This is a genomic window from Stenotrophomonas sp. STEN225, from assembly GCF_056756445.1.
On record NZ_JBRRBV010000029.1, the window covers coordinates 1 to 24,438 of the forward strand.

Consider the following 24,438-nt stretch of genomic DNA (forward strand, 5'->3'; position numbering starts at 1 on the left):
TTGCTCCGCGCGGTGTCTGTACTTGCCTGGGGGTGTTAGCGGTTTCCCCCCGCAAACGGGTGCCGACCCCATTCTGTTTGTCGATATCTGACAGATTTCATCCACGCAGGGCGTGGATGGCCCCACCGTCACCGGGAAACTGTCAAAGGTGGGGCGGTGTCGGAGTGCGGGGTGTCAGCCGCATGGATGCGGCTGCCAAGCCTACACGGACGTACTTGCGGCGTCCCCGCACTCCGACACCGCCCCACCAGACCGCGGATCAGCCCAGAGCCGGCTGTTGCCTTTGACGTTGCACTGGCTTGCAGCAGGTGCAAGGCGCAGCCCTGCCGAACCCCTACCCCTCCCTCCGGGGTAAACTAGCGCGATGGCTTCCCGTCCCGCGCACGACCTGCTCAACCGCGTCTTTGGTTACGACGATTTCCGTGGTCCGCAGCAGGACATCGTGGAGCACGTGGCTGCCGGTCACGACGCACTGGTGTTGATGCCCACCGGCGGTGGCAAGTCGCTGTGCTACCAGGTGCCCGCCCTGCTGCGCGACGGGTGCGGCATTGTCATCTCACCGCTGATCGCACTGATGCAGGACCAGGTCGAAGCCCTGCGCCAGCTGGGCGTGCGCGCCGAATACCTGAACTCGACGCTGGACGCGGACACTGCCGGCCGCGTCGAACGCGAACTGCTGGCCGGTGAGCTGGACATGCTCTATGTCGCACCCGAGCGCCTGCTGACGGGTCGCTTCCTGTCCCTGCTCTCGCGCAGCCGGATCGCCCTGTTCGCGATCGACGAAGCCCATTGCGTGTCGCAATGGGGCCATGACTTCCGCCCCGAGTACCGCCAGCTGACGGTGCTGCACGAGCGCTGGCCGCAGATTCCCCGGATTGCCCTGACAGCCACCGCCGATCCGCCGACCCAGCGCGAGATCGCCGAGCGCCTGGACCTGCAGGATGCCCGCCATTTCGTCAGTTCCTTCGACCGCCCCAACATCCGCTACACCGTGGTGCAGAAGGACAACGCACGCAAGCAGCTGACCGATTTCCTGCGCGGCCATCGCGGCGAGGCGGGCATCGTCTACTGCATGTCGCGGCGCAAGGTCGAGGAAACCGCCGAGTACCTGCGCGGACAGGGCTTCAACGCCCTGCCCTACCACGCCGGCCTGCCCGCCGACGTCCGCGCGGACAATCAGCGCCGCTTCCTGCGCGAGGACGGTATCGTCATGTGCGCCACCATCGCCTTCGGCATGGGCATCGACAAGCCGGACGTGCGCTTCGTTGCGCATACCGACCTGCCCAAGTCGATGGAAGGCTACTACCAGGAAACCGGCCGCGCCGGCCGCGATGGCGAAGCGGCCGAAGCATGGCTGTGCTACGGCCTGGGCGACGTCGTGCTGCTCAAGCAGATGATCGAGCAGTCCGAAGCCGGCGAGGAACGCAAGCAGCTGGAGCGGTCCAAGCTCGACCACCTGCTCGGCTATTGCGAATCCATGCAATGCCGCCGCCAGGTGCTGCTGGCCGGCTTCGGGGAAACCTATCCCCGCCCCTGCGGCAACTGCGACAACTGCCTGACCCCGCCAGCGGCATGGGACGCGACGGTTCCCGCGCAGAAGGCACTGAGCTGCGTCTACCGCAGCGGCCAGCGCTACGGCGTCGGCCACCTGATCGACATCCTGCGCGGCAGCGAGAACGAGAAGGTGCGCCAGCAAGGTCATGACCAGCTCAGCACCTACGCCATCGGCCGCGACCTGGATGCAAGGACCTGGCGCAGCGTGTTCCGCCAGCTGGTGGCCGCCAGCCTGCTCGAAGTGGACAGCGAAGGCCACGGCGGCCTGCGCCTGACCGATGCCAGCCGCGACGTACTGAAGGGCCGCCGCACGGTGAACATGCGCCGCGAGGCTGCGACCAGCGCCGGCCGCGAACGCAGCGCGCAGCGCACCGGCCTGTCGGTCCCCCCGCAGGATCTGGCCCTGTTCAATGCCCTGCGCGGCCTGCGTGCCGAACTGGCCCGCGAGCAGAACGTGCCGGCCTTCGTGATCTTCCACGACAGTACCCTGCGCAACATCGCCGAACAGCGCCCCACCAGCCTGGACGAGCTGGCCCGGGTCGGCGGCATCGGTGGCACCAAGCTGAGCCGCTATGGTCCGCGCCTGGTGGAAATCGTGCGCGAAGAGGGGTAGCGCCGGGCCTCCTGTAGAGCCGAGCCCACGCTCGGCTGTTGCCGCAGAAGCAGCCAAGCGCGGGCTCGGCTCTACATTGGTGCCGCTCCAATCTTGAACCGGCCATTCAGCCGGAAGTGCATCCGGGCCCGCTTGCGGCTAGATTAGCGCCATGTCCCTGGCCTCGACCCTGCTCCGCGTCGTGCTCATGCTCAGCCTGTTGCTCAACGGGCTGAACGCGGCCATGGCCAGCGGTCATGAGGAGATGGGCCGCATGGCCCACGTGATGATGGCGACGATGGCGGGCGACGCCGACTGCCATCACCACGCCGCCATGTCCGCCAACGAGGCGCCGCAGGCCCAACCGGCGGCCCACGATGCGCATTGCCAGATCAAGGACTGCCTGCGCAGCTGTGCCCAGCATCCCCTGCTGGCGGTGCAGGCGCTGCCCTTCATGGCCGGTCCCGGCCTGTCGCTGACACCGCAGCCGATGCCGGCCAACGGCCGCCCGGCGCCGCCGTTGCCGCCACTTTCCCGCCCTCCCATCGCCTGATCCACACGCGTCGTGCGCCACGCGCACTCAAGCCGGCCCGCTGCCGGCGTCCTACCGTGTCTGGAGTCACCACCATGAATACCCGCATTCCCCCCGGCCCGGGCGCCCTGCCCATGCCGTCGCGCCGCCTGTTCGTTCAGGGTCTCGCCGCTGGCGGCGTGGTTGCCGGCATCGCCTCGGTCGGCGTCCCGCAGCGCGCGCTCGCTGCGGCCAGTGCCGCCCCGCGCCTGGCCGGCGCACCCGCCGTGCTGACCGATACCCGCCTGGAACTGGCCATCGGCGAATCGCTGGCCAACTTCACCGGTCGCACCCGGCCGGCGATCACCGTCAACGGCTCACTGCCGGCACCGATCCTGCGCTGGCGCGAGGGCCAGACCGTGGATCTGTTCGTACGCAATACGCTGGACCGCCACCCGACCTCGATCCACTGGCACGGCATCCTGCTGCCGGCCAACATGGACGGCGTCCCGGGCCTGAGCTTCAACGGCATCGGTCCCGGCGAGACCTACCACTACCACTTCCAGCTCAAGCAGTCGGGCACGTACTGGTATCACAGCCATTCGATGTTCCAGGAGCAGGCCGGCCTGTATGGCGCACTGATCATCGACCCGGCCGAGCCGGCCCCGTACCGGCACGACCGCGAGCACGTGATCATGCTGTCGGACTGGACCGACATGGACCCGGGTGCACTGTTCCGGCGCATGAAGAAGCTCGCCGAGCACGACAACTACTACAAGCGCACCCTGCCCGACTTCGTGCGCGATGTGCGCCGCGATGGCTGGTCTGCGGCGCTGTCCGACCGCGGCATGTGGGGACGGATGCGGATGACACCCACCGACATCTCCGACATCAACGCGCATACGTACACCTACCTGATGAACGGCACCGCGCCGGCCGGCAACTGGACCGGGCTGTTCCGCACTGGCGAGAAGGTGCTGCTGCGCTTCATCAACGGCGCCTCGATGACCTACTTCGACGTGCGCATTCCCGGCCTGAAGATGACCGTGGTCGCTGCCGATGGCCAGTACATCCATCCGGTCAGCATCGATGAGTTCCGCATCGCCCCCGCCGAGACCTACGACGTGCTGGTCGAACCCAGCGGGCAGGATGCGTTCACCATCTTCTGCCAGGACATGGGCCGCACCGGCTACGCGGCCGGCACCCTGGCCGTGCGCCACGGCCTGCAGGCGCCGGTTCCCGCCCGCGACCCGCGCCCGCTGCTGACGATGAGCGATATGGGTCACGACATGGGCGGCGGTCACGGCGGTCATGACATGGCCGCGATGAAAGGCATGGAAGGCGGCTGCGGCGCCAGCATGGGGCACGGCGCGCATGGCGGTGCGACGACCACCGGCAAGGCACCGCAGCACCCGGCCAGCGAACGCAACAATCCGCTGGTGGACATGCAGAGCTCGGCCACCGATCCCAAGCTGGACGATCCCGGCATCGGCCTGCGCGACAACGGCCGCCAGGTGCTGACCTACGGCGCGATGCGCAGCCTGTTCGAGGACCCCGATGGCCGCGAGCCCAGCCGTGAGATCGAGCTGCACCTGACCGGCCACATGGAGAAGTTCTCCTGGTCGTTCGACGGCATTCCATTCGCCAGCGCCGAGCCACTGCGGCTGAACTACGGCGAGCGCATGCGCATCGTGCTGGTCAACGACACGATGATGCAGCATCCGATCCACCTGCATGGCGTCTGGAGCGATGTGGAGGACGCGCAGGGCAACTTCCAGCTGCGCAAGCACACGGTGGACATGCCGCCGGGCACCCGCCGCAGCTACCGCGTGCGCGCCGATGCGCTCGGCCGCTGGGCCTATCACTGCCACCTGCTCTACCACATGGAAGCGGGGATGATGCGCGAAGTGAGGATCGAAGAATGAAGCGCTCCCTTTTCTCCCCCAGCCTGCTGGCAATGGCCCTGACCGTCGCACTGCCTGCTTTCGCACAGTCGCACGCGGGCCATGACATGCCCACACCCGCACCGGCACCGGCGCCGAAGACCAAGCAGCCCACTGCCGAAGACGCGGTTGATCACTCGAAGATGGATCATTCGACGATGGATCACTCGAAGATGGATCACTCGAAGATGGATCACTCGAAGATGGATCATTCGACGATGGATCACTCGCAGATGGATCACGCGGCGATGGGTCACGGCACGTCCGCGCCGACCGAGCCGCGCGAGCCGATTCCAGTGCCCACCGACGCCGATCGTGCCGCCGCGTTCCCGCCCATCGCCCATGGCGCGATGGAGCATGCGCCGGAGATCAACAGCCTGCTGCTGATCGACCGCCTGGAGCATTGGGACGGCAAAAACAGCAACGGCCAGGCCTGGGAGGCCACCGGCTGGATCGGCGGCAACATCAACCGCCTGTGGCTGCGCACCGATGGCGAGCGCAGTGAGGGCCGCACCGAATCCTCGGCGGTGGAAGCACTGTACGGGCGCAGCGTGTCGCCCTGGTGGGATGTGCTGGTGGGTGTCCGCCAGGACTTCCGCCCCGCCGATTCCCGAACCTGGGCGGCCATCGGCATCCAGGGCCTGGCGCCGTACAAGTTCGAGAGTTCGGCCACGCTCTATGCCGGCTCCGGCGGACAGCTGCTGGCCAAGGCCGAAGTGGAGTACGACGTGCTGCTGACCAACCGGCTGATCCTGCAGCCGCTGGTGGAGGCCACCGTGGCCAGCAAGGACGAACCGGAGTACGGCATCGGGCGCGGCCTGAACAAGGTCGAGGCCGGACTGCGCCTGCGCTACGAGTTCAGCCGCCGCTTCGCGCCTTACATCGGTATCACCCATGAGCGCAGTTTCGGCGATACCGCCGACTATGCCGGCGACCACGCGCGCGACACGCGCTGGGTAGCGGGCGTGCGCATGTGGTTCTAGTCGGCACAATGCGTGCAGCAGCCGGCCCCGGTTCAGACCGGGGCCGGCTACACTGCGGCACGTTCTTTCGCAGCTTGCATCATGGCCTTGCAGATCCGCCGCGCCACCTTCGCCGACGCTGAAGCGCTCTCAGCGATCGCCATCGCCACGTACACCGAAACCTGGGGCGACTCCTATCCGCCGCAGGATCTGCATGCGTTCCTGCACGCGCACTACAGCACGCAGCCGCAGCGCATCGAGCTGTCCGATCCACGCAGCGCGGTCTGGCTGCTGCTCGATGGCGATACGGTGGTTGGCTATCTCGCCGCAGGAGCCAACACCCTGCCGCATGTCGACGCCCGCGACGGCGACATCGAACTCAAGCGCCTGTATGTGCTGGCGGCGTACCAGAACGGCGGCCACGGGGCGCGCCTGATGGAGGCGTTCCTGCATTGGCTGGATACGCCGCAGCGCCGCACCCTGTGGGTCGGCGTCTGGGAGGAGAACCTCGGCGCACAGCGCTTCTACGCGCGCTACGGTTGCAGCAAGGCCGGCGAATACGACTTCATCGTCGGCGACAGCCGCGACCGCGAGTTCATCCTGCGCCGGACCTGACGCCCCCGGGATCGCCGCTGCCCCGTGGGCCTGTCAGAAATCGAACAGGTCGGACAGGAAGCTTTCCTTCTTCTTTTTCTTGTAGCCGTAACCGTGCTGGCCACGGTTTTCGTCGTGACGCTGGCCAAGGTGGCGGGTATCGCGGTGCATCACCGGCGGTGGCACTGCCGCCGGTTGTGCCTGTGCTGGCGGCGGTGGCGGCACCGCCGCACCAGCATTGGCGCGCTCGATGATCTTGTCCAGTTCGCCACGATCCAGCCACACGCCGCGGCAATTCGGGCAGTAGTCGATCTCGATGCCATGGCGCTCGGCCATCTGCAGGGTCTGGGTCTTGCACACGGGGCACAGCATCGGCATTGCTCCTGTCAGGTCTGCTCTGGACTCTACCTGCTCTGCGATGACTGTCCGGCAACGCATGACCGATGGCAGGGGGACTTCCGGCGCGTGCCCTGCATCGCGCCGCCTCGCACACTGCGGTCTGGTCCCGCATGGAATGCGCTGATGAGTGTCCTGTCCCGCCTGCCGACTGCCGCCCGGATCCTGCTGGTCCTGCTGGGAACGGGCCTGGGGCTGAACGTACGCGACATCGCGGCGGCGCTGGGACGGCCCATCCCCGGCCTGCCAATCCCCTATGGCGGCAGCCTGCTCGACAACGCCCTGGCGGTGCTGGTGGCCGTGCTGCTGGCCCTGCTGCTGCGTCCGCGCCACATGGGGTTGGCCGAAAGCCTCGGCCTGCGCGGCAACGGGATGCGCGGACCGCTATGGGTGCTGCTCGCCAGCCTGCCCTGCTGGGTGGGTCTGGCCGTGCTCGGCCGACCCAACACGGCGCTGACCGCCCTCGATGCGACGATGCTGGCCGTTCTGTTCCCGCTGGCCGAAGAGATTCTGTTCCGCGGCCTGGGCTTCATTCTGCTGGTGAAGATCGTGCGCGGCCCGTGGCCCTTGCTCGCACTGCCGCAGGCCCTGTTGTTCGGCATGGTGCACTGGCTTGGATTCGGCGGTTTCGATGGCGGCGGGGTGGCGCTGTTCGTCGGTACGGTGATCGCCTTGGGCGGCTTCGTCTTCGCCTGGCTGGACCGCCTGGATGGCAACACCCTGTGGTGCGGCCTGGTGCTGCATGTGTCGATGAACCTGGCCTGGAACGTGTTCAGCCTGGACGACGCCGTGGCGCTGGGTTGGCAGGCCACCAGCCTGCGCATCGGCACGGCTCTGCTGGCGGTCGCGATCCTGGCCTGGGACATGCGCCGGCGCCGCCGTCTGTAACATCCACGTGGCTTGCCGTGCACGCCGGGATCACTACCGGATTGCGCATACTTGCGCGCCTTTTCACCGCCGCTGTCCGGAGTTGTCGCGTCATGTTGCTGTCCAAGCGCCACGTTGAACCGCGCGTCCTGCTGATCGAGGACGCGGAGGAGACCCGCGAACTGAGCCGCATGGCGCTGGAAAGCCAGGCCTGCCACGTTGTGGGGGTGAGCTCTGCCGAAGCGGCACTGGGCCTGCTGGCCGCCGGCGAGCGGTTCGACCTGCTGTTCACCGACGTCAATCTGGGCCCGATCAGCGGCATCGAAGCCGCCAACCGGGTCCGCGGCCTGCATCCCCAGCTGCCGATCCTGGTGACATCGGGCATGGACCAGCACGCCGTCCTGCCGCAGTTGCGCGACGGCATCCATTTCCTGCCCAAGCCGTACAACATGAGCGAGTTGCTCGATGCGATCCGCCTGTGCTTCCGCCACGCGGATGTGGGCGTATTGACCGGGCCGGATGCACAGGCGGCGTGAATCATCCATCCACGCCCTGCGTGGATGACCTCCGCCGTCAACCGCTGCTGTACGGCCCGGTGCCCGGAAACACCCTCAGCAGCGCGCGCGTGATCACGTCCGGGTAGACCGTGAAGTGGTCCTCGTCATCAATCACCATGTTCTCCACCTTCAACGAACGCCCGCTGCTGCGCAGCTGCTCGGCGAACTCGGCGTTGTCGCGCAGCATGTCGTTGCGGGTGAAATAACGCGGCTCGGGCTTGACCGTTTCAAAGCTGCCTACCGACAGCACCACCGTGGTCGGCTCCGTCGGCGCCTTGGCCTCCGCCTGCATGCGCGGCACGCGATGATCATCGAACCACAGCGACGGACTGGACAGGATGTAGCTACGGAACATGTCCGGGCGCGTGGTCAGCACATAGGCACCGAACAGGCCACCATAGGAATGGCCTGCATAGGCGCGCCGCGCCGGATCGGTGCGGTAGCGCGTATCGATCATCGGCAGCACCTGCTCGGCAAGAAAGTCGCGATAGTGCGCGGCACCGCCGTAGCTGACGTCATCACTGTAGTCCCGCGGATCGGTACGTGCCGGGTCGCTGGGCGTGTAGTCGCGCGAGCGGCTCTGCCTGGAGGTCAGCCCCTCCTGCGGCGGCAGCCCCACCAGGATGAAGTTTTCGATGTTGACGCCCTGCTGCCCCACCATGTGTCGCACGCTGCGTACCAGCGGGAAGCTGTACAGCGCGTCGGTCACGTACAGGACCGGATAGCGCTTTTCCGGATGTGCGGCGTAGTCGGCCGGCAACGCCACCCACACCGGGTAATCGCGGCCGACCGGATCGTGCACGCGCAGCGCCTCGGTATCCGGCAGCACCACACCCGGCGCGACGGTAGACGCGCTTTGCTTTGCCTCACTCTGCGCCGCCGGTGGCGCCACCGACATCGCACAGCCACTTACGGCCAGACAGGCCGCCACACTCCATCCACGCACACGCTGCATCCACACGCTCCCGTTACGGGCGGCGCACCGGATGGCGCCGCTGCCGCATCCTTGCATGCGGTGCACGCCGGTGCCAGTGCGGTCAGGGCGAAGCCGCTGGCGGCGCCGGGAACAGCGTGCGCAGTGCCTGCAATGCGGCCGGGTGATAGATCGTGGCGTGGGTTTCTTCCGGCAGCGGCAGGTACTTCACCAGCGGCGACGGCGACGGCTGTTGCAGCAGCGTGGCCAACTGCGCCGCGGAACTGGCCAGTTCCGGTTGCCCACTGCTGGCCAGGAATACGCGTGGCTTTGCGCGCATCACTGCCGGCAGCTGCTTGGCAGCACCCGCCAGCATCGTGCCCCGGTTCCACCACAGGCTGGGATCGAGCGCGATGTAGCTGTTGAACAGCGACGGTTCCTGTAGCAACGTCTCGACCACGAACAGGCCGGCCAGCGACTCGCCGATCAACGCACGCTCGTCGGTGGTCGGATAGCGCTGGCGCACCTGCGGCATCAGTTCATCGCGCAGGAAGGTGCGGTAGGCCGCCGAACCGCCGATGCGCGGCGCGATCTTCTGGTCCTGCGGGTCCTTGCTGGGGCCGGTCATGTCGCGGCGGCGCTCGGTGTTCTCGATGCCGACCAGCAGGAACGGGCGCATGCTGCCGTTACCGGTCAGCACCTGCACCAGCCCCGCCACATGCAGGAAATCCTCGCCGATGCCGCCGTCGGGCATGTAGAGCACCGGCAGCGGCGTGTTCGGGTCCAGCCCCCACGGCTGCGGGCGGTAGACATTGATGCGGCGGGTCTCGCCCAGCGCCTTCGATTGCACGGTGAAGGTCTCGCCGATGACGAGCGGCGCGGCCGGCGTTGTCTGAGCGGACGGCGCGGGTTCGGCGGCCATCAGTGGCGCGGGGGAGACGGCAGACAACAACAGCGACAGCACGATGGGGCGCATGGGGAACCCGTCCTGGGAAAGAGGCCGAGCATAGCGCGAGGTCGCTGTAGATCCACGCCAAGCGTGGATGGATCACTGTAGAGCCGAGCCCACGCTCGGCTTGGCCCTGACGCGAACTGCAGCCGAGCATGGCTCGGCTCTACAACACATCGCTCTGGCGCGGACGCCAACATCTCGGTCGTCGCAAATGCACCGATTTTCGAGGGTACGACTCGCAGGCCTTGCCACCGCTGCAGGCGAAAGTCACGCCCATTTTCCACGCGACACATCACGGCATGGTCGCCGCCACCCGCTGTTCTCGACAACTTCCAACGCGATAAACCGGGCGTAAGCATCAACACGTCGCGTACTGTCGCTTGCCGCATCAGATGCGCCTGCGCCACCATCGTCGCGCGCCTTGGTTCCGCATTTCTCTTCGGAGAATCCTCATTGAAATCCAAGCGCGTGCGTAAACACCATGCAGCGCCACCGACAACGGGTGGCACCGGGCCTGCAAGCCCGTAATGACATTCACGCTGTTGTTTGCGCTCACCGGCCGACGCTGTCTTTGGATGGTGCCGGCGGGTGATCCGTCGGCCGTTATGGCGGGCGGTGCGTGGGGGTTTTCGGACCCGCCGGTTACTGCGTGATGTCATTCCGGCTTGCAGCCACGCATCGCCTGCCACCCGTCCTGCGCGGTGGCATTCCCACCCCAGCGCCGAGGAAGCCGACATGAACCAGCGTCCGCCGTATGCTTCAGATACCGCCAGCGTCAACGATGACGATGACAACCCATCGCCCGAACTGAGCACCTTCCTGGGCTGCCTGAAACGCATCCGCGCGGGTGAAGGTGCCGATGGTCTGCCCTGGCCTGAGGCCGACGTTTCCCCGGGGCGTGGGGTTGCCCTGTCGCGGGTGGAACGGGCTGCCATCGGCATGCTGACCGTGGCGGAAATGCTGCACGCCGCCGACCGCTGCCGGGAAATGGCCACGCCGGACCGGCATCTGGACGCCGGGGTGGTGGAAGGGCTGTTCTTCGCTTGCCGCAGCCTGGCGGAACTGGTGTGCCGGGATGTGCGGGCCGAGTAGCCCGCTGCCGCAAAGCGGTCCATACTCGGGCCGGACCGGTCCATCGTCATGTTCAAACCTACAAGGAGGTACGCATGTTGAATGCAATGATCGTCGTCGCACTGGCCGCAGGCCCAACCGCATCCGCTCCGTATGGCGACTGCCTGCTCGCTAACCTCCAGCCCGGGCTGTCCGACCGTGCGGTGCAACTGGTGCAGCAGGCCTGCGCCGCGAAACATCCCGACAGCTTCGCTGCATCGGTGGAACTGGAGCGCAGATACAGCGTCCAACGGCAGGCGCAGTTCGATGCAGATCGTGCCACGGCGGAGCGGGCCGCGAACGCCGCCGCCCGCGCTGCGAATGTGGCTGCCACCGTGGCGGCGGAACGCGCAGCAGCAGAGGCCAAGGCTGCGACGGCGAAGTAGCCTCCACAGGAGGTGGGGAACGCACCCATTGATCGCTGTCCAAGGAAAGGAATTCCCATGCAGATGACGTCGCTTGCTTTCGGCATCGCGTTGTTGACGAGTGTGTCTGTCGGCCCGGCACTGGTCGGTGCAGACGCCGCCCCCGCAAAGGCGCGTACCACCGTGGAATCGCGGACGACCTGGCCAGCAGGCTCCGTCGAGGCCGCGTCCATTCTGGCGTGGGTCAAGGCACGGTCTCCCGGACATGCGCCCATCACCTCTGGGGGAGATATCTCGATTGTCCGCAGGCAGATTGAGCCGAGGCTGGTTACTCGAACATCCTCCGGTGGATCATCTGGACGTCCTCGGGGTAAGTGAATGATGAAGAACTACGACGACAGTGCGCCAAAAGTCAGTCCATCTGGGAAGCGGGCGAATTAGCCGCAACAAGTGAACCCCACCCGGACTCGTCGGAATCCGGGTGGGTCCACACGTCAGTTCGCTGAATTAACTATCGCCTCAAGAACACCCCGGCCTTTTGCGTCCGAGAATATCGCCCAATTCTCGTAGATATGTCGATTCTCTCTATTCCGCCTCAGCTCAGCCTTAAGAAGCTCTTTGCACTTATCCGCATTGCCCATCAGATAATGCGCACACGCGGCGGCAGCTTCGTTTCCCGACTTTTCGATAACCTCTTGCAGTTTAGCCTTCTTGGGGGACTCATCCTGTCTCACTCGTGCCAACTCGTAATTAATCAGCAGCTCCGGATGTCCAACGCTCCAGCCAACCTGCTCCAAAGCCGCTTTCGCAATTTGCTCAGCTTCCTTGTACTTCTTCAACAAAAGCAAATCGTGAATTTCCTCATTCGATTGATCAACGCCAATGATTCGAAGCGTATTCATTGCACGCAACTGCGCAAGCGCACCCTCAACATTACCACGCGCCAATGACTCGTTTCGACTCAGAAGATGACGATGTATCGGATAAAACGATTTGCCGTACTCACGAATGATCTCAGAGATTCCAGACGAGTCCTTCTGGTAAACAAAGTACCGGGAAAGATGAAGTGCATCATCCGGAGACTTCTCAGCCTTAAGCGCGGCTTTCATCGCAGTCACAGCACCCGAAAGATCACCACTAGCCTCCAACAGGTGGCTGGCCTTCCTGACAAGGAAGTCTCTACGGTTCGAGAGCTCCGAATCCAGATTTATTTCACTTACTTTCTTGGAAAGATCAGCTGTCCTATCTAGCGCCGACATCGCATCCATTTCCAGCCAAACATATTCGGCCCGCATGTACTTCGGCTTCTGCTTAGTAGCTGCAGCTATGTCCAGCAGTAAGGAGTCGGCTTCGCTAGAGCCTCTATCCTCTTTGTACCTAGAAAGCCTATTGAGGCGCGCCCGCAACGCCCTCAATGACGCTGAGTCCATCGATGAGCATCGAGAAGAGATCTCATCCATCCTCCTCCGGAAATCCTCCTTAGGCATAATCTCCTTATAGAAATGCTTCCCAAGCATGTCCCAAGCCCAGTTATTGAGCCCCGGATTGCACCGTATGCTGGCCTGGAAGTGATACTCAATCTTCTCGCTGAGGGCGTTACTATCGAAGCCTAGGGCAGCACGCCTTGCATCCAGAAGAGCCGCCAACGCCGCATTGTGCACTTTGAAGCTGTTTGGAGCGAATTCAAGACAAGAATTAACTGCAATCATCCGCTCATCGTGATCGTGCAGGAGATGCGTCTTCCGGATGTAATTATCCGGATCAAGAGGATCAAGAGCGATTAGATCGTCCAAAACCCTAATTGCCGCCTTAACATCTCCCGCAAACTCCTCAGTCCGAACGAGCAAATCATAGAAGCGCTCACGTGCGCGAGCCCCAGGCTGCTTTTCGAGTTCGGAGCGAATCCTTTCACGAGCCTCTGAAAATGAGTTCGAATCTATGAGTCGACGAATCTCAATCATCGCGACCGTCTCACGATCACTCAGCTCGTCATCATCTGATTCCTGAGGAAACCTTTTTATATCGCGAAACGTGCTGAACAACTCTTCCCGCGAGTTCTGTCGCTCAAGGATTTCAAGATCTCTCTTGATCACCTCAGAGCTAGAGCTTCTGAGATAAGTATTCTCGCAGAAGCCCTTAATGATGGTACGGGGCTTATCATTAACTATCCCAGTGTCAATAGGCAAACTATTGCCAATCAAGTCATTATGAAGCTGCGCCATCAGCTCATCAAATCCGTCAATCTCGACGAAATAGACGCGATCACGCCAAAGCAACTTGATTAGCTCATCACTTGGCGCCTCACCCCTGCGAATACACCAATATATACCATGCTTGAAATGATCTTCACTTCTAAGGAGATATTGAAGAACATCCATGATTGATCGATCACAGCCACTGTACCCGACCACAACCAGACCAAAGTCCCTCCCAAATTCCACAAATTTCTTCCGAGTATTTTCCTCAAGCGATTCCGTCTCTCTCACGGTAGACTTTATATCATCGAAAAGGTAATCACCGTGCAGCTTAATAATCTTGGGGCGCGTTGAGGTTACTGACACACTTGAGATGGCAGAGTCATGAGCGCACATCATTGGGCGACTCTGCGAGAACTGGAAGAAAGACTCAGTTATGAGATCATCAAAGTTCGTCGTAAACATCGTATTGATGTACCCGTCATCAACCAACCTAATCAAATAGGCGTAGCCAAGATTGGGTACTTTTCCAGCGACCTCTTTTTCCACGAACATGCGCCTCTGACGGGGCAGATCGAAATTCTTTTCGAAAAGCGCAGAGTATTCGCGATTTGCGTTGTACCAAACACCTTCGTGCTTGCTCAATCTTTCTTTAGCAGCGTCAACTTCGTAAGCCTCGCCTGGATAGAGACGTTCAAAAACTTCGCGTCGCCATTCCTCCACAAGCGCTCCGGCGCTCCGAACGCCAGAAGAAACTGAGCAACCAGCTCCGAGAAGGAACGTGTAATTGGGCACCTCTGAGGTGCGTGAAGAGATGAATCGGCTCAGATCAGCGTATGTACGCCGTTTGGCTGAAAGCTGCTTGAGTGGATCATGGTCCATCACTACTCCCCCTGTGTAATTTTGCCACCCCTCACGCCCAACCATTGGAGTGAAGGCCGCATGCAGAGTATGCACGCGCCCCGCGCCGGAAGGCGATTGCAGGTGGGGGGGGGGGGCGGATTACGGAGACAACTACGGAGGCGATGAAAAAAGCGCCATTCGGGCGCTTCAGGTCTCTGAGTGCAATGGTGGGCCGTGTAGGATTCGAACCTACGACCAAAAGATTAAAAGTCTTCTGCTCTACCGACTGAGCTAACGGCCCGGTGCACTGCCCCAGCCGCGTGGCGGGGGTGGGCATTCTACCCTACTTTGCCACGCGACGCGAAACCCCATACCCGCAGCCCGGGCAATCAAGCGCCCGGGCTGCCGGCTTGAACCGGCTTAAACCTTCCGCCCGCACCGCGCATCCCATCCCTGATCCCCACTGGAGAGCCTGGATGCGCCGCTGCCTGCCCCTGATCGCCGCACTGCTGTTGCCCGGCGCCGCGCTGGCAGCGCCGTCCCCGGTGCGTAGCGACGACATCGCCCGCTTCTGGGCGACCTACGATGCCGTCCGCACCGAAGCCGATGCCGACCGCCGCGTAGCGCTCGTGCAGCAGCGCTACGTCGACCCGGGCAGTCCCGGCCTGCATGCGCTGATGCAGGTCCGCAATTACACCGCGCGCGAGTATGCCGAGGCCATGCGCGCGTGGCCGCGCTTCTGGAACTCGGTAAGGCCACTGACAGCCAACGCCCGCAGTGCCAGCGCGACGCTGGAACAGGATCTCATGGCCTTCCGCATGCTCTATCCCGCCCTGCGCCCGGCCACGATCACCTATGCGGTGGGCGTGCTGCGTACCGGCGGCACCACGCTGGGCGACCAGGTGCTGATCGGTGCAGAGATGGCACTGGGCGACGCGCGCGTGGATGTCAGCGAACTGCCGGAGCCGATGCGCAGCCGCCTGCGCATCTTCTATGACAGCCGCCCCGGCGCGAACAACGCGCAGAACAACCTGCATGAGTATGTGCACACCCAGCAACGCGAGACCACCGGCAATCTGGCGCAGTACGCGGTACGCGAGGGTGTGGCCGAGTACATCGCCGAGCGCATCAGCGGCAAGCGCCCCGCCCTGCCGCTCTATGCCTACGGCCCGTTGCACGAAGCGGAGATACGCACCCGTTTCATCGCCGAGATGGACGGCGATGACCTGGACAACTGGCTGTACAACAGTGCCCGCAATCCGTTCGGCGTGAGCGACGTGGGCTACTACGCCGGCTATCGCATCGCGCAGGAGTACATGCGCCGGCAGGCCGATGAGAAGGCGGGGATCGCGCGGATGATCGAGCTGGACTACGCCGATCCCAAGGGGGTGCGGGCCTTCATCGAAGCTTCGGGTTGGTTGCAGCAGCGGTAGCGCCGGGCCATGCCCGGCGCACAGTGCCAACCAAGGTTGGCACCCACCAGAGTCAGGCCTGACCGGCGCTCAGTGCCAACCAAGATTGGCACCCACCATTGGGGCATCAGCCCCCATCACCTCAGGCGTACAGCGTCGGGTCGGCCACGCCGGCGTCGGCGAAGCCCTGTGCACGCAGGCGGCAGGCATCGCAGTGGCCGCACGCGGCACCGTTGGCATCGGCGTTGTAGCAGGACACGGTCAGGCCGAAGTCCACGCCCAGGCGCACGCCCTCGCTGACGATCTGGCCCTTGCTCAGGAACTGCAGCGGCGCGTGCACCTTGATGCCCGCGCCTTCCACGCCGGACTTCGTCGCCAGGTTGGCCAGGGTCTGGAAGGCGGCGATGAATTCGGGGCGGCAGTCCGGGTAGCCGGAGTAATCCACGGCATTGACGCCACAGAAGATGTCGTTGGCGCCCAGCACTTCGGCCCAGCCCAGGGCCAGCGACAGCATGATGGTGTTGCGTGCGGGCACGTAGGTGACCGGAATGCCGGCACCGCCGGCCTCGGGCACGTCGATGTCATCGGTCAGTGCCGATCCACCGATGCTGCGCAGGTCCACGTCCACGGTCTTGTGCGCAACCACGCCCTGGGCCTTGGCCACACGCGCGGCGGCGTCCAGTTCGGAGGTGTGGCGCTGGCCATAGCGCACGCTCAGGGCATGCACGGCAAAACCCTGTTCCTGGGCCATGGCGATGACGGCGGCTGAATCCATGCCGCCGGAGAGAAGCACGACTGCCTTCTTCATGGAAAATCTTCCGGTTGGGGGAGGAAAGCCAGCACGCTGTCCCGCGCCGGAGTTGCATCAGGAAACAAGGGCGGCCTCAGCGGCCCGGCTCATCGTTCCACAGAATCTTGTGCAGCTGCATCTGGAAGCGTACCGGAAGCCGGTCTTCAACAATCCAGTCGGCCAGCTGGCGCGCGGTGATCTCCCCCTTGCTGGGCGAGAAGAACACCGTGCAACGCTTCACCAGCTCGTGCTCGGCCAGCAGGGCCTTGGCCCAGTCGTAGTCCTCGCGGCTGCAGATGACGAACTTGATCTGGTCGCGTGCGGTCAGCAGCGGCAGGTTCTCCCAGCGGTTGCGCGCCACCTCGGCCGAACCAGGGGTCTTGATGTCGACCACGCGTGATACGCGCGGGTCCACCGCGCTGACGTCCAGCGCACCGGACGTTTCCAGCGAGACGTCCAGGCCGGCGTCACACAGCTTCTGCAGCAGCACCAGGCAGCGCTTCTGCGCCAGCGGCTCGCCGCCGGTCACGCAGACGTGACGCACGCCCTGGGCCAGCACTTCGGCCACGATGTCGTCGATATCCCACCAGGTGCCGCCGTGGAAGGCGTACGCGGTGTCGCAGTACTGGCAGCGCAGCGGGCAGCCGGTCAGGCGCACGAACACGGTCGGCCAGCCGGCGGTATCGGCTTCGCCCTGCAGCGAGGTGAAGATCTCGGTGATCTTCAGCCGCGGCAGGGGCGACTGCACGATGTCGCTGGGGGTGGCGACGGCGTTGGACGGGGTAACGGCGGTCATGGCGGGAACTTCTTTGTGGGACACGTGGCGGGTGGGCTACCGTGGCCGGTAACGAAAGCAGCAGAGCATGGCTCGGCTCTACAACAGCAACCGGACGGGCATGGCCCAGCCGGTGATGCGAGCCGCCGGGCATGGCCCGGCGCTACCGGATCCGGGCGGGTTGGCCGATCCGGAAACGAAAGCAGCCGAGCATGAGCTCGGCGCTACGGGACACGTATTGTACGCCCGGTCAGCGGATCTGCTGGCCCAGGCGGATCGACTGCAGGCGGTCCTGCGCGGTGCGCGCGGCGTCCGAGCCGGGGTACTGCGCCACGACGGTCTCCAGCGTCTGCTGGGCCTGATCGACCTTGCCCTCGCCATACTGCGAGAGGCCGACCTTGAGCAGGCCGCCCGCGGCCTTGTCATGGGTCGGATAGCGTGAGAGCAGCTCGCGGAACTGGGTCTCGGCCATCGGGAAATTGCGGGTGGCGTAGTAGCTCTCGCCCAGCCAGTACAGCGCATTCGGCGCGTACACGCCGTTCGGATACAACTGCAGGAAGCTCAGGAACAGCTGCGCCGAATCATCGTACTTGCCGGCCTTGAGCGAATCGAAGGCGACGTTGTAGGCGGTGCGCTCGTCGCCCGTGGCGGCCAGACTGCCGGGATCGCCATGGATGGACGGCGGCCGCTCGGAAGTGGCCGCCGCTGCCGGTTTGGCCGGGGCCGGTGCGGCCTGCGGCGCGTTCGCCGGAACGGGGGGCAGGACCGGGGCATTGCTCCCTTCCAACCGGTTCAGGCGGCTGTCCAGGTCCAGGTACTGATCCTGGGCGGACTGCTTGAGCTGGGCGTTGTCGTGCTGCAACTGCTCGATCGAGGCCTGCAGGCTGGTCACCTGCTGCCGCAGCTGGTTGATCTGGTTCAACAGGTCCTGGTTGGCACTGTTGTTGTACATCTGCTGCTCGAGCGCGCCGACACGATCGGCCAGACTCTGTCGCTGTGCATGCGCCGGTGGGGCCGCCACGAGGGCTGCCGCAACGACCAGCATCAGTTTGATGCCAATGCGCATGGATTACTGCGCGGTGTAGACGATTTCGACGCGACGGTTCTGCGACCAGCAGGACTCGTTCGACTCGGTGCAGACCGGACGCTCTTCACCGTAGGACACGACGGTCAGCTGCGAAGCCGAGCCACCGTTGGCCTGCAGCGCCGAGCTGACGCCGTTGCCACGACGCTCGCCCAGGGCCTGGTTGTACGCGCGCGAACCACGCTCGTCGGTGTGGCCCTGCAGGGTGATGCGCGAGGACGGGCGGTCACGCAGGTACTTGGCGTGGCAAGCCATGATGGCCTGGAATTCCGGCTTCACGTCTTCCTTGTCCAGGTCGAAGTAGACAACGCGCTGGCGCAGGCAGGCATCGGTATCCAGGTCGCCCGGGCCGTACAGGCCGGAGGTCGACGGACCGGTCGGGGTGGTGGTCGAGGTGCCGGTGTCGACCGGGGCTGCCGGCTCTTCCTTCACCTTCTTCGAGCAACCGGCCAGGACGGCCACAGACAGCAGGGAAACAAGCAGAACACGGGTGGACTTGTTCATGGCGATACCTTTGTGGCTCCTAGGCCGATGAGGGGTTCAAGACAGCGAAAATATTAACACTCTTTTAGCGCTGGGTACGGTATGGGGACCATGCCGGCTCGCGCACATCACCATCGGCCAGAACCAGGCGCTGGCGAACCCGCGCATCGGCCGAAACGGCATACAACACACCACGGCCACCTTCGCGGGCGGCGTACAGCACCATGCTTGCGTTGGGCGCAAAGCTCGGCGATTCATCCAGCGAACCCGGGGACAGGGTGCTCCAGCGCGGCGAGCCCAGCGAGCTGTCCATCATCGCGATCTTGTAGCTGTTGCCCGAGCCCTGGGCCACGGCGATCTTCTTGCCGTCATAGGACACCGAAGGCTTGGCGTTGTAGTTGCCCTGGAAGGTCACGCGCTCGGCGCTGCCGCCGCCGGCACCGACCTTGTAGACCTGCGGACGGCCGCCGCGGTCGGAGGTGAAGTACACCGCGCTGCCGTCCGGTGCCCAGGTCGGCTCGGTATCGATGGCGAAGTGGTTGGTCAGCTGGGTCAGCTGCTTGCTGCCCAGGTCCATCACGTAGATTTCCGGGTTGCCGGAGCGCGACAGGGTCAGGGCCAGCTTGCGGCCGTCCGGCGAGAACGCAGGCGCGCTGTTGATGCCGCGGAAGCTGGTGACCAGCTCACGGGCACCGGTGGCGATGTTCTGGATGTAGATGGCCGAGTTGCCGCGCTCGAAGCTGACGTAGGCCAGCTTGCCACCATCCGGGCTCCACGACGGCGACAGCAGCGGCTCGGCCGAACGCACGATGGTCTGCGGGTTGTAGCCATCGGAGTCGGCCACCATCAGCGCATAGCGCATGGCGTCGCCCTTGCCGCTGGCGGTCACGTAGGCGATGCGCGTCCAGAAGGCACCCCGGACACCAGTGATCTTCTCGTAGATGGCATCGGCCATCTGGTGGGCGACGTCGCGCATGGCATTGCCGCGGGCGGTCATCGCCAGGCCGAGCAGGCGCTCGCCCTTCGGCACGTCGAACAGTTCGTATTCGACACGGTAGGCACCGGCACCGGCGTCCAGCACGCGGCCGACCACGATGTAGTTCTGCTTCAGCGCGCGCCAGGTGGCGAACTGGATCTCGCCGCCACGGACAGGCTTTTCCACGATCTGCGCTTCGGGCAGGGTGCGGAACTGGCCCGAACGTTCCAGGTCGGCGCGGACCACACCGGCGACATCGGTCTGAGGTGCGGCCGACGAGCCCTGGTAGGGCATCGGCACGATGGTGATCGGCAGCGCGGACGCGTTGCCACCGATGATGTCGATATCCAGTCCCCTCTGCTGCGCGACGGCAGCGAAGGGCAGCAACAGGGCCGCAAACACGGCAAGCCAACGAGGCATCTTCTTCATGGAGCGCTCAATAGGGGGAAACCGGAACGAGGGATAGCAAAGCGGCGGTGAACCGCTTCGCAATCATGAACCAAGGGTACGTGAATTCCGGGTCAGTTCCAGCCCGTCCTCTCACGCCCCATTAACGTATCGGTCGGCTGCCGCGCGACGGGGCGACCCGCAGGCCGGCCCGCGCGGCCGATCAATCCTGCGCGGTGAAGGTCAGGTTGAGCGTGCGCGCAAACACCGATTCGAATCCGCGATAGGGCAACGGCTGCGCATTGAGCACTGCGGCCTCGATCGAACGCCTGCCGGCTTCGTCATAGGGGCAGTTGGCGCCCACCTTGGCCTGAAGCACCTGCCCCCCCGGAATCTGGGTGATGGTGATCTGGCAGCGCTGGCCCAGCGGCACACTGTCTGGACGCGTCCAGGCGCTGCGAACCTTGGCCTGGATCGCGGCAGCGTACTTCGCCGACAGATCATCGCTGTTGCCACCGCCCCCAGCGGCCGGCTGTGCCGCGCCGGTGTTGCCGGCCGGCGCGCTGCCGGCGGCGTTGCGTGCGGCGGCGACCTGGCGCAGCTTCTGCTCGGCCAGCTTGGCTTCCTTCTCCGCCTGTTCGCGCCTGGCACGGATCTCGGCGATCTTCTTCTGCCGTTCGGCCTCGGCCTGGTCGGCGGCCTGCCGCTCCTGCTCGGCACGCTTCTTCTTGGCGTCTTCTTCCTGCTGCTTGGCCAGGCGCAGCTTCTGCTCGGCTTCTTCCTGGCGCTTGCGCTCGGTCAGGTCGATCTGCTCCTGGCGGCGCTTGGCTTCCTGTTCCTGCCGGGCCTTCTCCTGCGAGATGGCCAGTGCGCTCACCGCCTCCTGGTCCTGCGTATCGGGCTGGGCGACACGCTCCTGCGCCTGTTGCTGCTGCGGCGTGGGAGCATCCTGCGGACGTGGCTCGGGAATCGGCTGCGGCGGTGGAATGGTGTCCTCGGGCACCGGAATCGGCTCGGCAACCGGCGGCGGCAGATCTTCCAGCTTCTCCGACTGGCGCAGGGCCTGGCGCGCAGCGGCCGCCTCCGACGCGGACAGCGCCAGGCTGGCCTCGACCGAGGGATCACCGGCAGCGGCATCGGTATTGCGCGTGGGCGACCACAGCCACGCCAGGATGAACACCAGCGCGACCAGCAGGTGCACCAGCACGGCCAGCGCCAGGGGCAGGCCCCAGCCCGGTTCCTGCTGTCGCGGAGGCGGCAGGGTCTCAGCGTGCATCGGTGGCCAGGCCTACCTTGTCCACTTTCGCGCGCTTGATCACGTCCATCGCCGCGATGACCTTCTCATAGGCCACGGCACGGTCGGCGGCGACGATCACGCGCAGGCCCTTGTCCTGTGCGGCGATGCCGGCCAGGCGCCCTTCCAGCTCCTCGGCAGACACGGCCGTGGGCTCCTTGGCGTCGGGCAGCTTCAGGCTCAGCTGGCCGTCCTGGCGCACCGAAACGATCACCGGATCCTGCTTGCTCTCCAGCGCCTTGGCATTGGAGTTCGGCAGGTCCACGTCAAAACTCAGGGTGAGCAGCGGCGCGGTGACCATGAAGATGATCAGCAGCACCAGCATGACGTCGATATAGGGAACGACGTTGATTTCCGATTTCAGCTTGCGGCGCTTGCGGCGACCGATGGCAGCGGACATGGCTTGGACTCCCGGGTCAGGCGCTTACTCGTCGCCAGCGCTCTGGCGCTGCAGGATGGAGCTGAACTCGTCGGCGAAGGTCTCGAAACGGACCGACATGCGCTCCACACGGGTGGTGAAGCGGTTGTAGGCCCACACCGCCGGGATCGCCACGAACAGGCCGATGGCGGTGGCGAACAGCGCTTCGGAGATGCCCGGGGCGACCGAGGCGATGCCGGCCTGGGCGCCGCTGCTGATCATGTCGTGCATGGTCACCATGATGCCGAACACGGTGCCGACCAGGCCCACGTAAGGCGCGGTCGAGCCGATGTTGGCCAGCAGTTCCAGATTGCGCTCGAGCTGGTCGACTTCGCGGGTGTAGGTGGTGCGCATCGCACGTTGCGCGCCTTCCAGCTGCGCACGGCCATCCAGCCGGCGCTTGTCGCGCAGGCGGGTGAACTCGCGGAAGCCCGCCTCGAAGATCGCCTCCAGGCCGCCCACGTTGCGGCTGCGGTCGGTGGCCGAGCTGTACAGCTTGCCCAGGTCGGCGCCGGACCAGAAGCGGTTCTCGAACTCGTCCGCCTCGCGGGTGGCCTGCTTGAACACGCGGGCCTTGCGGAAAATGATCACCCAGCTGACGAACGAGCCGACCAGCAGCAGCAGCACGATGATCTTCACCGGCAGGCTGGCCTTGGCCATCAGTTCGAGGTAGTTGATGCCGCCGCCGGTGGTGGCCTGGGCAAGGGTCTGGGTCGCGGCGTTGCTGACGTCAGCCGGCAGTGCCTCGGTGACCGTGGCCTGCAGGGCCAGGAGCGTTGCGATCATCCGTTGTTCCTCAGTGTTCGGATTCGGGGTGGAGGTAGGGTTGCAGCACGGCAAGGACGGCGTCGTCCATGCCACGCGGGCGGAAACTGGCCGCGTCCAGTGCGGCGATGCGGACCTGCGCCGACAGCAGCAGTTCGCCGTCGCGCTCGATCCGCTGATCGAAGACCATGCTGGCCTTCTTCAGCTGGACCAGCGTGGCACTCACCTGCAGGAGGTCATCCAGCCGCGCCGGCCGGATGAAGTCCATCTGCATGGCACGTACCGCGAAGACCATGCCGTGCTCACTGCGCATGCGCTCCTGGCCATAGCCCAGCGCGCGCATCCATTCGGTCCGGGCCCGTTCCATGAAGGCCACGTAGCGGGCGTGGTAGACCACCCCGCCTGCGTCCGTATCTTCCCAGTAAATGCGTGTCGGCCAACTGAATAGTGGCTCAACCGACATCGGGAACCTCCGCGAACAGGTCCTGCGGCGGGTTCTTCGGCTTCAGGCCCATGTGCCGGTACGCCTTGTGGGTGGCCATGCGGCCGCGCGCGGTGCGCACCAGGAAGCCCTGCTGGATCAGGTAGGGTTCGACCACGTCTTCCAGCGTGCCGCGCTCTTCGGACAGCGCGGCGGCCAGCGATTCGATGCCGACCGGGCCGCCGTCGAAGTAGTCCACCAGGGTCCTGAGCAGGCGCCGGTCGAGCTCGTCGAAACCCTCCGGGTCGACCTTGAGCATCTGCATGGCCGCCTGGGCGACCGCCACGTCGATATGGCCACCCGCCTTCACCTGGGCGTAGTCGCGCACCCGCCGCAGCAGGCGGTTGGCGATGCGCGGGGTGCCACGCGCACGGCGCGCGATCTCCCCTGCGCCATCGGCGGTGCAGTCGATGCCCAGGATGGTGGCCGAGCGGCGTACGATCCGGGTCAACTCCTCGACACTGTAGAACTCCAGCCGCTGGACGATGCCGAAGCGGTCGCGCAGCGGCGCGGTCAGCAGGCCGGCGCGGGTGGTGGCCCCGATCAGCGTGAACGGTGGCAGGTCGATCTTGATCGAGCGGGCCGCAGGGCCCTCGCCGATCATGATGTCGATCTGGAAATCCTCCATCGCCGGGTACAGCACTTCCTCGACCACCGGCGACAGGCGGTGGATCTCGTCCACGAACAGTACGTCGTGTGGCTGCAGGTTGGTCAACAGGGCGGCCAGATCACCGGCCTTTTCGATCACCGGGCCGGACGTCACCCGCAGCGCCACCCCCAGCTCGTTGGCGATGACGTGGCTGAGCGTGGTCTTGCCCAGCCCCGGCGGACCGAAGATCAGCACATGGTCGAGCGCGTCGCCGCGGGCCTTGGCCGCTTCGATGTAGATCTCCAGCTGCTCGCGCACCGGCGCCTGGCCCAGGTAATCGGCCAGTCGCTTGGGGCGGATGCTGGCGTCGGCGGCGTCATCCTCGCGGGTGGCGCCGGCGCCGATGATGCGGTCGTCGGTCATGTGCTGATTATGCGGCAAAAGCGCGGGTTTCGGCCGGGCTGCGCCCGGCGCCCGCGGTAGTGCCGGCCGCTGGCCGGCAACCTCAACAGCAACAGCCGAAGCGGGCTTCCTGGGGAATGGCGGGGTGGGTCCGGTTGCGGGGGACGCTGCAAGTACGTCCATGTAAGCTCGGTCGCCGCATCCATGCGGCTCACGCCCCCGCAACCG

24 protein-coding genes and 1 tRNA gene are annotated in these 24,438 nt (G+C 65.0%); 10 read left to right on the forward strand and 15 right to left on the reverse strand.

The window, feature by feature from the left end; all coding sequences use genetic code 11:
• The first annotated feature begins 364 nt into the window (after positions 1 to 364).
• From recQ to ACVOJ1_RS18520, 5 genes are all read left to right on the forward strand, one after another.
• Entirely contained in the window at positions 365 to 2,167 is a 1,803-nt protein-coding gene (recQ, locus tag ACVOJ1_RS18500) for a DNA helicase RecQ (RefSeq protein WP_053520157.1), read from the forward strand.
• Positions 2,168 to 2,318: 151 nt separating this feature from the next.
• On the forward strand, positions 2,319 to 2,699 hold the full coding sequence (locus ACVOJ1_RS18505) for a CopL family metal-binding regulatory protein (RefSeq protein ID WP_111186732.1): 381 nt from the start codon (positions 2,319 to 2,321) through the stop codon (positions 2,697 to 2,699).
• A gap of 74 nt (positions 2,700 to 2,773) precedes the next feature.
• Positions 2,774 to 4,582, forward strand: coding sequence for a copper resistance system multicopper oxidase (locus ACVOJ1_RS18510; protein ID WP_053520159.1), 1,809 nt, complete (start codon positions 2,774 to 2,776; stop codon positions 4,580 to 4,582).
• Positions 4,579 to 5,583: a copper resistance protein B gene (locus ACVOJ1_RS18515; RefSeq protein WP_111186733.1), complete on the forward strand. Its 1,005-nt coding sequence runs from the start codon at positions 4,579 to 4,581 to the stop codon at positions 5,581 to 5,583. Before ACVOJ1_RS18510 ends, ACVOJ1_RS18515 begins: the two co-directional genes overlap by 4 nt.
• Before the next feature lie 81 nt (positions 5,584 to 5,664).
• Positions 5,665 to 6,177, forward strand: coding sequence for a GNAT family N-acetyltransferase (locus ACVOJ1_RS18520; protein WP_164153086.1), 513 nt, complete (start codon positions 5,665 to 5,667; stop codon positions 6,175 to 6,177).
• A gap of 33 nt (positions 6,178 to 6,210) precedes the next feature.
• Here ACVOJ1_RS18520 and ACVOJ1_RS18525 read toward each other — a convergent pair whose 3' ends face one another.
• Positions 6,211 to 6,528 (reverse strand): TFIIB-type zinc ribbon-containing protein, encoded by a 318-nt coding sequence (locus ACVOJ1_RS18525; RefSeq protein ID WP_053520162.1) that lies wholly within the window; start codon positions 6,526 to 6,528, stop codon positions 6,211 to 6,213.
• A gap of 150 nt (positions 6,529 to 6,678) precedes the next feature.
• Here ACVOJ1_RS18525 and ACVOJ1_RS18530 point away from each other — a divergent pair, with 150 nt between their 5' ends.
• A complete protein-coding gene (locus tag ACVOJ1_RS18530; RefSeq protein WP_262218563.1) occupies positions 6,679 to 7,440 on the forward strand; it encodes a CPBP family glutamic-type intramembrane protease in 762 nt (253 codons plus the stop codon).
• A 92-nt stretch (positions 7,441 to 7,532) separates the two neighbouring features.
• Positions 7,533 to 7,955, forward strand: coding sequence for a response regulator (locus tag ACVOJ1_RS18535; RefSeq protein ID WP_065174769.1), 423 nt, complete (start codon positions 7,533 to 7,535; stop codon positions 7,953 to 7,955).
• A gap of 37 nt (positions 7,956 to 7,992) precedes the next feature.
• Here ACVOJ1_RS18535 and ACVOJ1_RS18540 read toward each other — a convergent pair whose 3' ends face one another.
• Together ACVOJ1_RS18540 and ACVOJ1_RS18545 are read right to left on the reverse strand one after the other, a co-directional pair.
• Positions 7,993 to 8,931 (reverse strand): alpha/beta hydrolase, encoded by a 939-nt coding sequence (locus ACVOJ1_RS18540; RefSeq protein ID WP_346480754.1) that lies wholly within the window; start codon positions 8,929 to 8,931, stop codon positions 7,993 to 7,995.
• An 82-nt stretch (positions 8,932 to 9,013) separates the two neighbouring features.
• The gene (locus ACVOJ1_RS18545) at positions 9,014 to 9,865 is read right to left on the reverse strand and encodes an alpha/beta hydrolase (RefSeq protein ID WP_346480755.1); all 852 of its coding nucleotides are present in this window, start codon (positions 9,863 to 9,865) and stop codon (positions 9,014 to 9,016) included.
• Between the two features lie 711 nt (positions 9,866 to 10,576).
• On the opposite strand from ACVOJ1_RS18545, the gene ACVOJ1_RS18550 reads away from it, so the two are divergent.
• The gene (locus ACVOJ1_RS18550; protein ID WP_111186738.1) at positions 10,577 to 10,933 is read left to right on the forward strand and encodes a hypothetical protein; all 357 of its coding nucleotides are present in this window, start codon (positions 10,577 to 10,579) and stop codon (positions 10,931 to 10,933) included.
• An 86-nt stretch (positions 10,934 to 11,019) separates the two neighbouring features.
• A complete protein-coding gene (locus ACVOJ1_RS18555; RefSeq protein WP_428992937.1) occupies positions 11,020 to 11,337 on the forward strand; it encodes a hypothetical protein in 318 nt (105 codons plus the stop codon).
• A gap of 473 nt (positions 11,338 to 11,810) precedes the next feature.
• Here ACVOJ1_RS18555 and ACVOJ1_RS18560 read toward each other — a convergent pair whose 3' ends face one another.
• On the reverse strand, positions 11,811 to 14,393 hold the full coding sequence (locus tag ACVOJ1_RS18560) for an SIR2 family protein (protein WP_346480756.1): 2,583 nt from the start codon (positions 14,391 to 14,393) through the stop codon (positions 11,811 to 11,813).
• 186 nt (positions 14,394 to 14,579) lie between these two features.
• Positions 14,580 to 14,655 (reverse strand) — tRNA-Lys (locus ACVOJ1_RS18565).
• Positions 14,656 to 14,830: 175 nt separating this feature from the next.
• Here ACVOJ1_RS18565 and ACVOJ1_RS18570 point away from each other — a divergent pair.
• Positions 14,831 to 15,787 (forward strand): DUF2268 domain-containing putative Zn-dependent protease, encoded by a 957-nt coding sequence (locus ACVOJ1_RS18570; RefSeq protein ID WP_346480757.1) that lies wholly within the window; start codon positions 14,831 to 14,833, stop codon positions 15,785 to 15,787.
• 121 nt (positions 15,788 to 15,908) lie between these two features.
• Here ACVOJ1_RS18570 and queC read toward each other — a convergent pair whose 3' ends face one another.
• From queC to ruvB, 10 genes are all read right to left on the reverse strand, one after another.
• Positions 15,909 to 16,574, reverse strand: a complete 666-nt coding sequence (queC, locus tag ACVOJ1_RS18575) for a 7-cyano-7-deazaguanine synthase QueC (RefSeq protein ID WP_053520243.1) — start codon at positions 16,572 to 16,574, stop codon at positions 15,909 to 15,911.
• 76 nt (positions 16,575 to 16,650) lie between these two features.
• Positions 16,651 to 17,352, reverse strand: coding sequence for a 7-carboxy-7-deazaguanine synthase QueE (gene queE / locus ACVOJ1_RS18580; RefSeq protein ID WP_053520244.1), 702 nt, complete (start codon positions 17,350 to 17,352; stop codon positions 16,651 to 16,653).
• Between the two features lie 229 nt (positions 17,353 to 17,581).
• A complete protein-coding gene (gene ybgF / locus ACVOJ1_RS18585) occupies positions 17,582 to 18,397 on the reverse strand; it encodes a tol-pal system protein YbgF (RefSeq protein WP_346480758.1) in 816 nt (271 codons plus the stop codon).
• A 3-nt stretch (positions 18,398 to 18,400) separates the two neighbouring features.
• Complete coding sequence (gene pal / locus ACVOJ1_RS18590; RefSeq protein ID WP_005418510.1) at positions 18,401 to 18,919, reverse strand: peptidoglycan-associated lipoprotein Pal; 519 nt, start codon at positions 18,917 to 18,919, stop codon at positions 18,401 to 18,403.
• A gap of 64 nt (positions 18,920 to 18,983) precedes the next feature.
• On the reverse strand, positions 18,984 to 20,303 hold the full coding sequence (tolB, locus tag ACVOJ1_RS18595) for a Tol-Pal system beta propeller repeat protein TolB (RefSeq protein WP_053520246.1): 1,320 nt from the start codon (positions 20,301 to 20,303) through the stop codon (positions 18,984 to 18,986).
• Between the two features lie 181 nt (positions 20,304 to 20,484).
• Positions 20,485 to 21,537 (reverse strand): cell envelope integrity protein TolA, encoded by a 1,053-nt coding sequence (tolA, locus tag ACVOJ1_RS18600; RefSeq protein WP_053520247.1) that lies wholly within the window; start codon positions 21,535 to 21,537, stop codon positions 20,485 to 20,487.
• Positions 21,527 to 21,955, reverse strand: coding sequence for a protein TolR (gene tolR, locus ACVOJ1_RS18605; RefSeq protein WP_053520248.1), 429 nt, complete (start codon positions 21,953 to 21,955; stop codon positions 21,527 to 21,529). The genes tolA and tolR overlap by 11 nt, the downstream gene beginning before the upstream one ends.
• Positions 21,956 to 21,979: 24 nt before the next feature.
• Positions 21,980 to 22,759, reverse strand: coding sequence for a protein TolQ (gene tolQ / locus ACVOJ1_RS18610; RefSeq protein ID WP_053520249.1), 780 nt, complete (start codon positions 22,757 to 22,759; stop codon positions 21,980 to 21,982).
• Between the two features lie 10 nt (positions 22,760 to 22,769).
• Positions 22,770 to 23,201, reverse strand: coding sequence for a tol-pal system-associated acyl-CoA thioesterase (gene ybgC / locus ACVOJ1_RS18615; protein WP_053520250.1), 432 nt, complete (start codon positions 23,199 to 23,201; stop codon positions 22,770 to 22,772).
• Positions 23,191 to 24,231: a Holliday junction branch migration DNA helicase RuvB gene (ruvB, locus tag ACVOJ1_RS18620; protein WP_065174760.1), complete on the reverse strand. Its 1,041-nt coding sequence runs from the start codon at positions 24,229 to 24,231 to the stop codon at positions 23,191 to 23,193. Before ruvB ends, ybgC begins: the two co-directional genes overlap by 11 nt.
• Between the last annotated feature and the right edge of the window lie 207 nt (positions 24,232 to 24,438).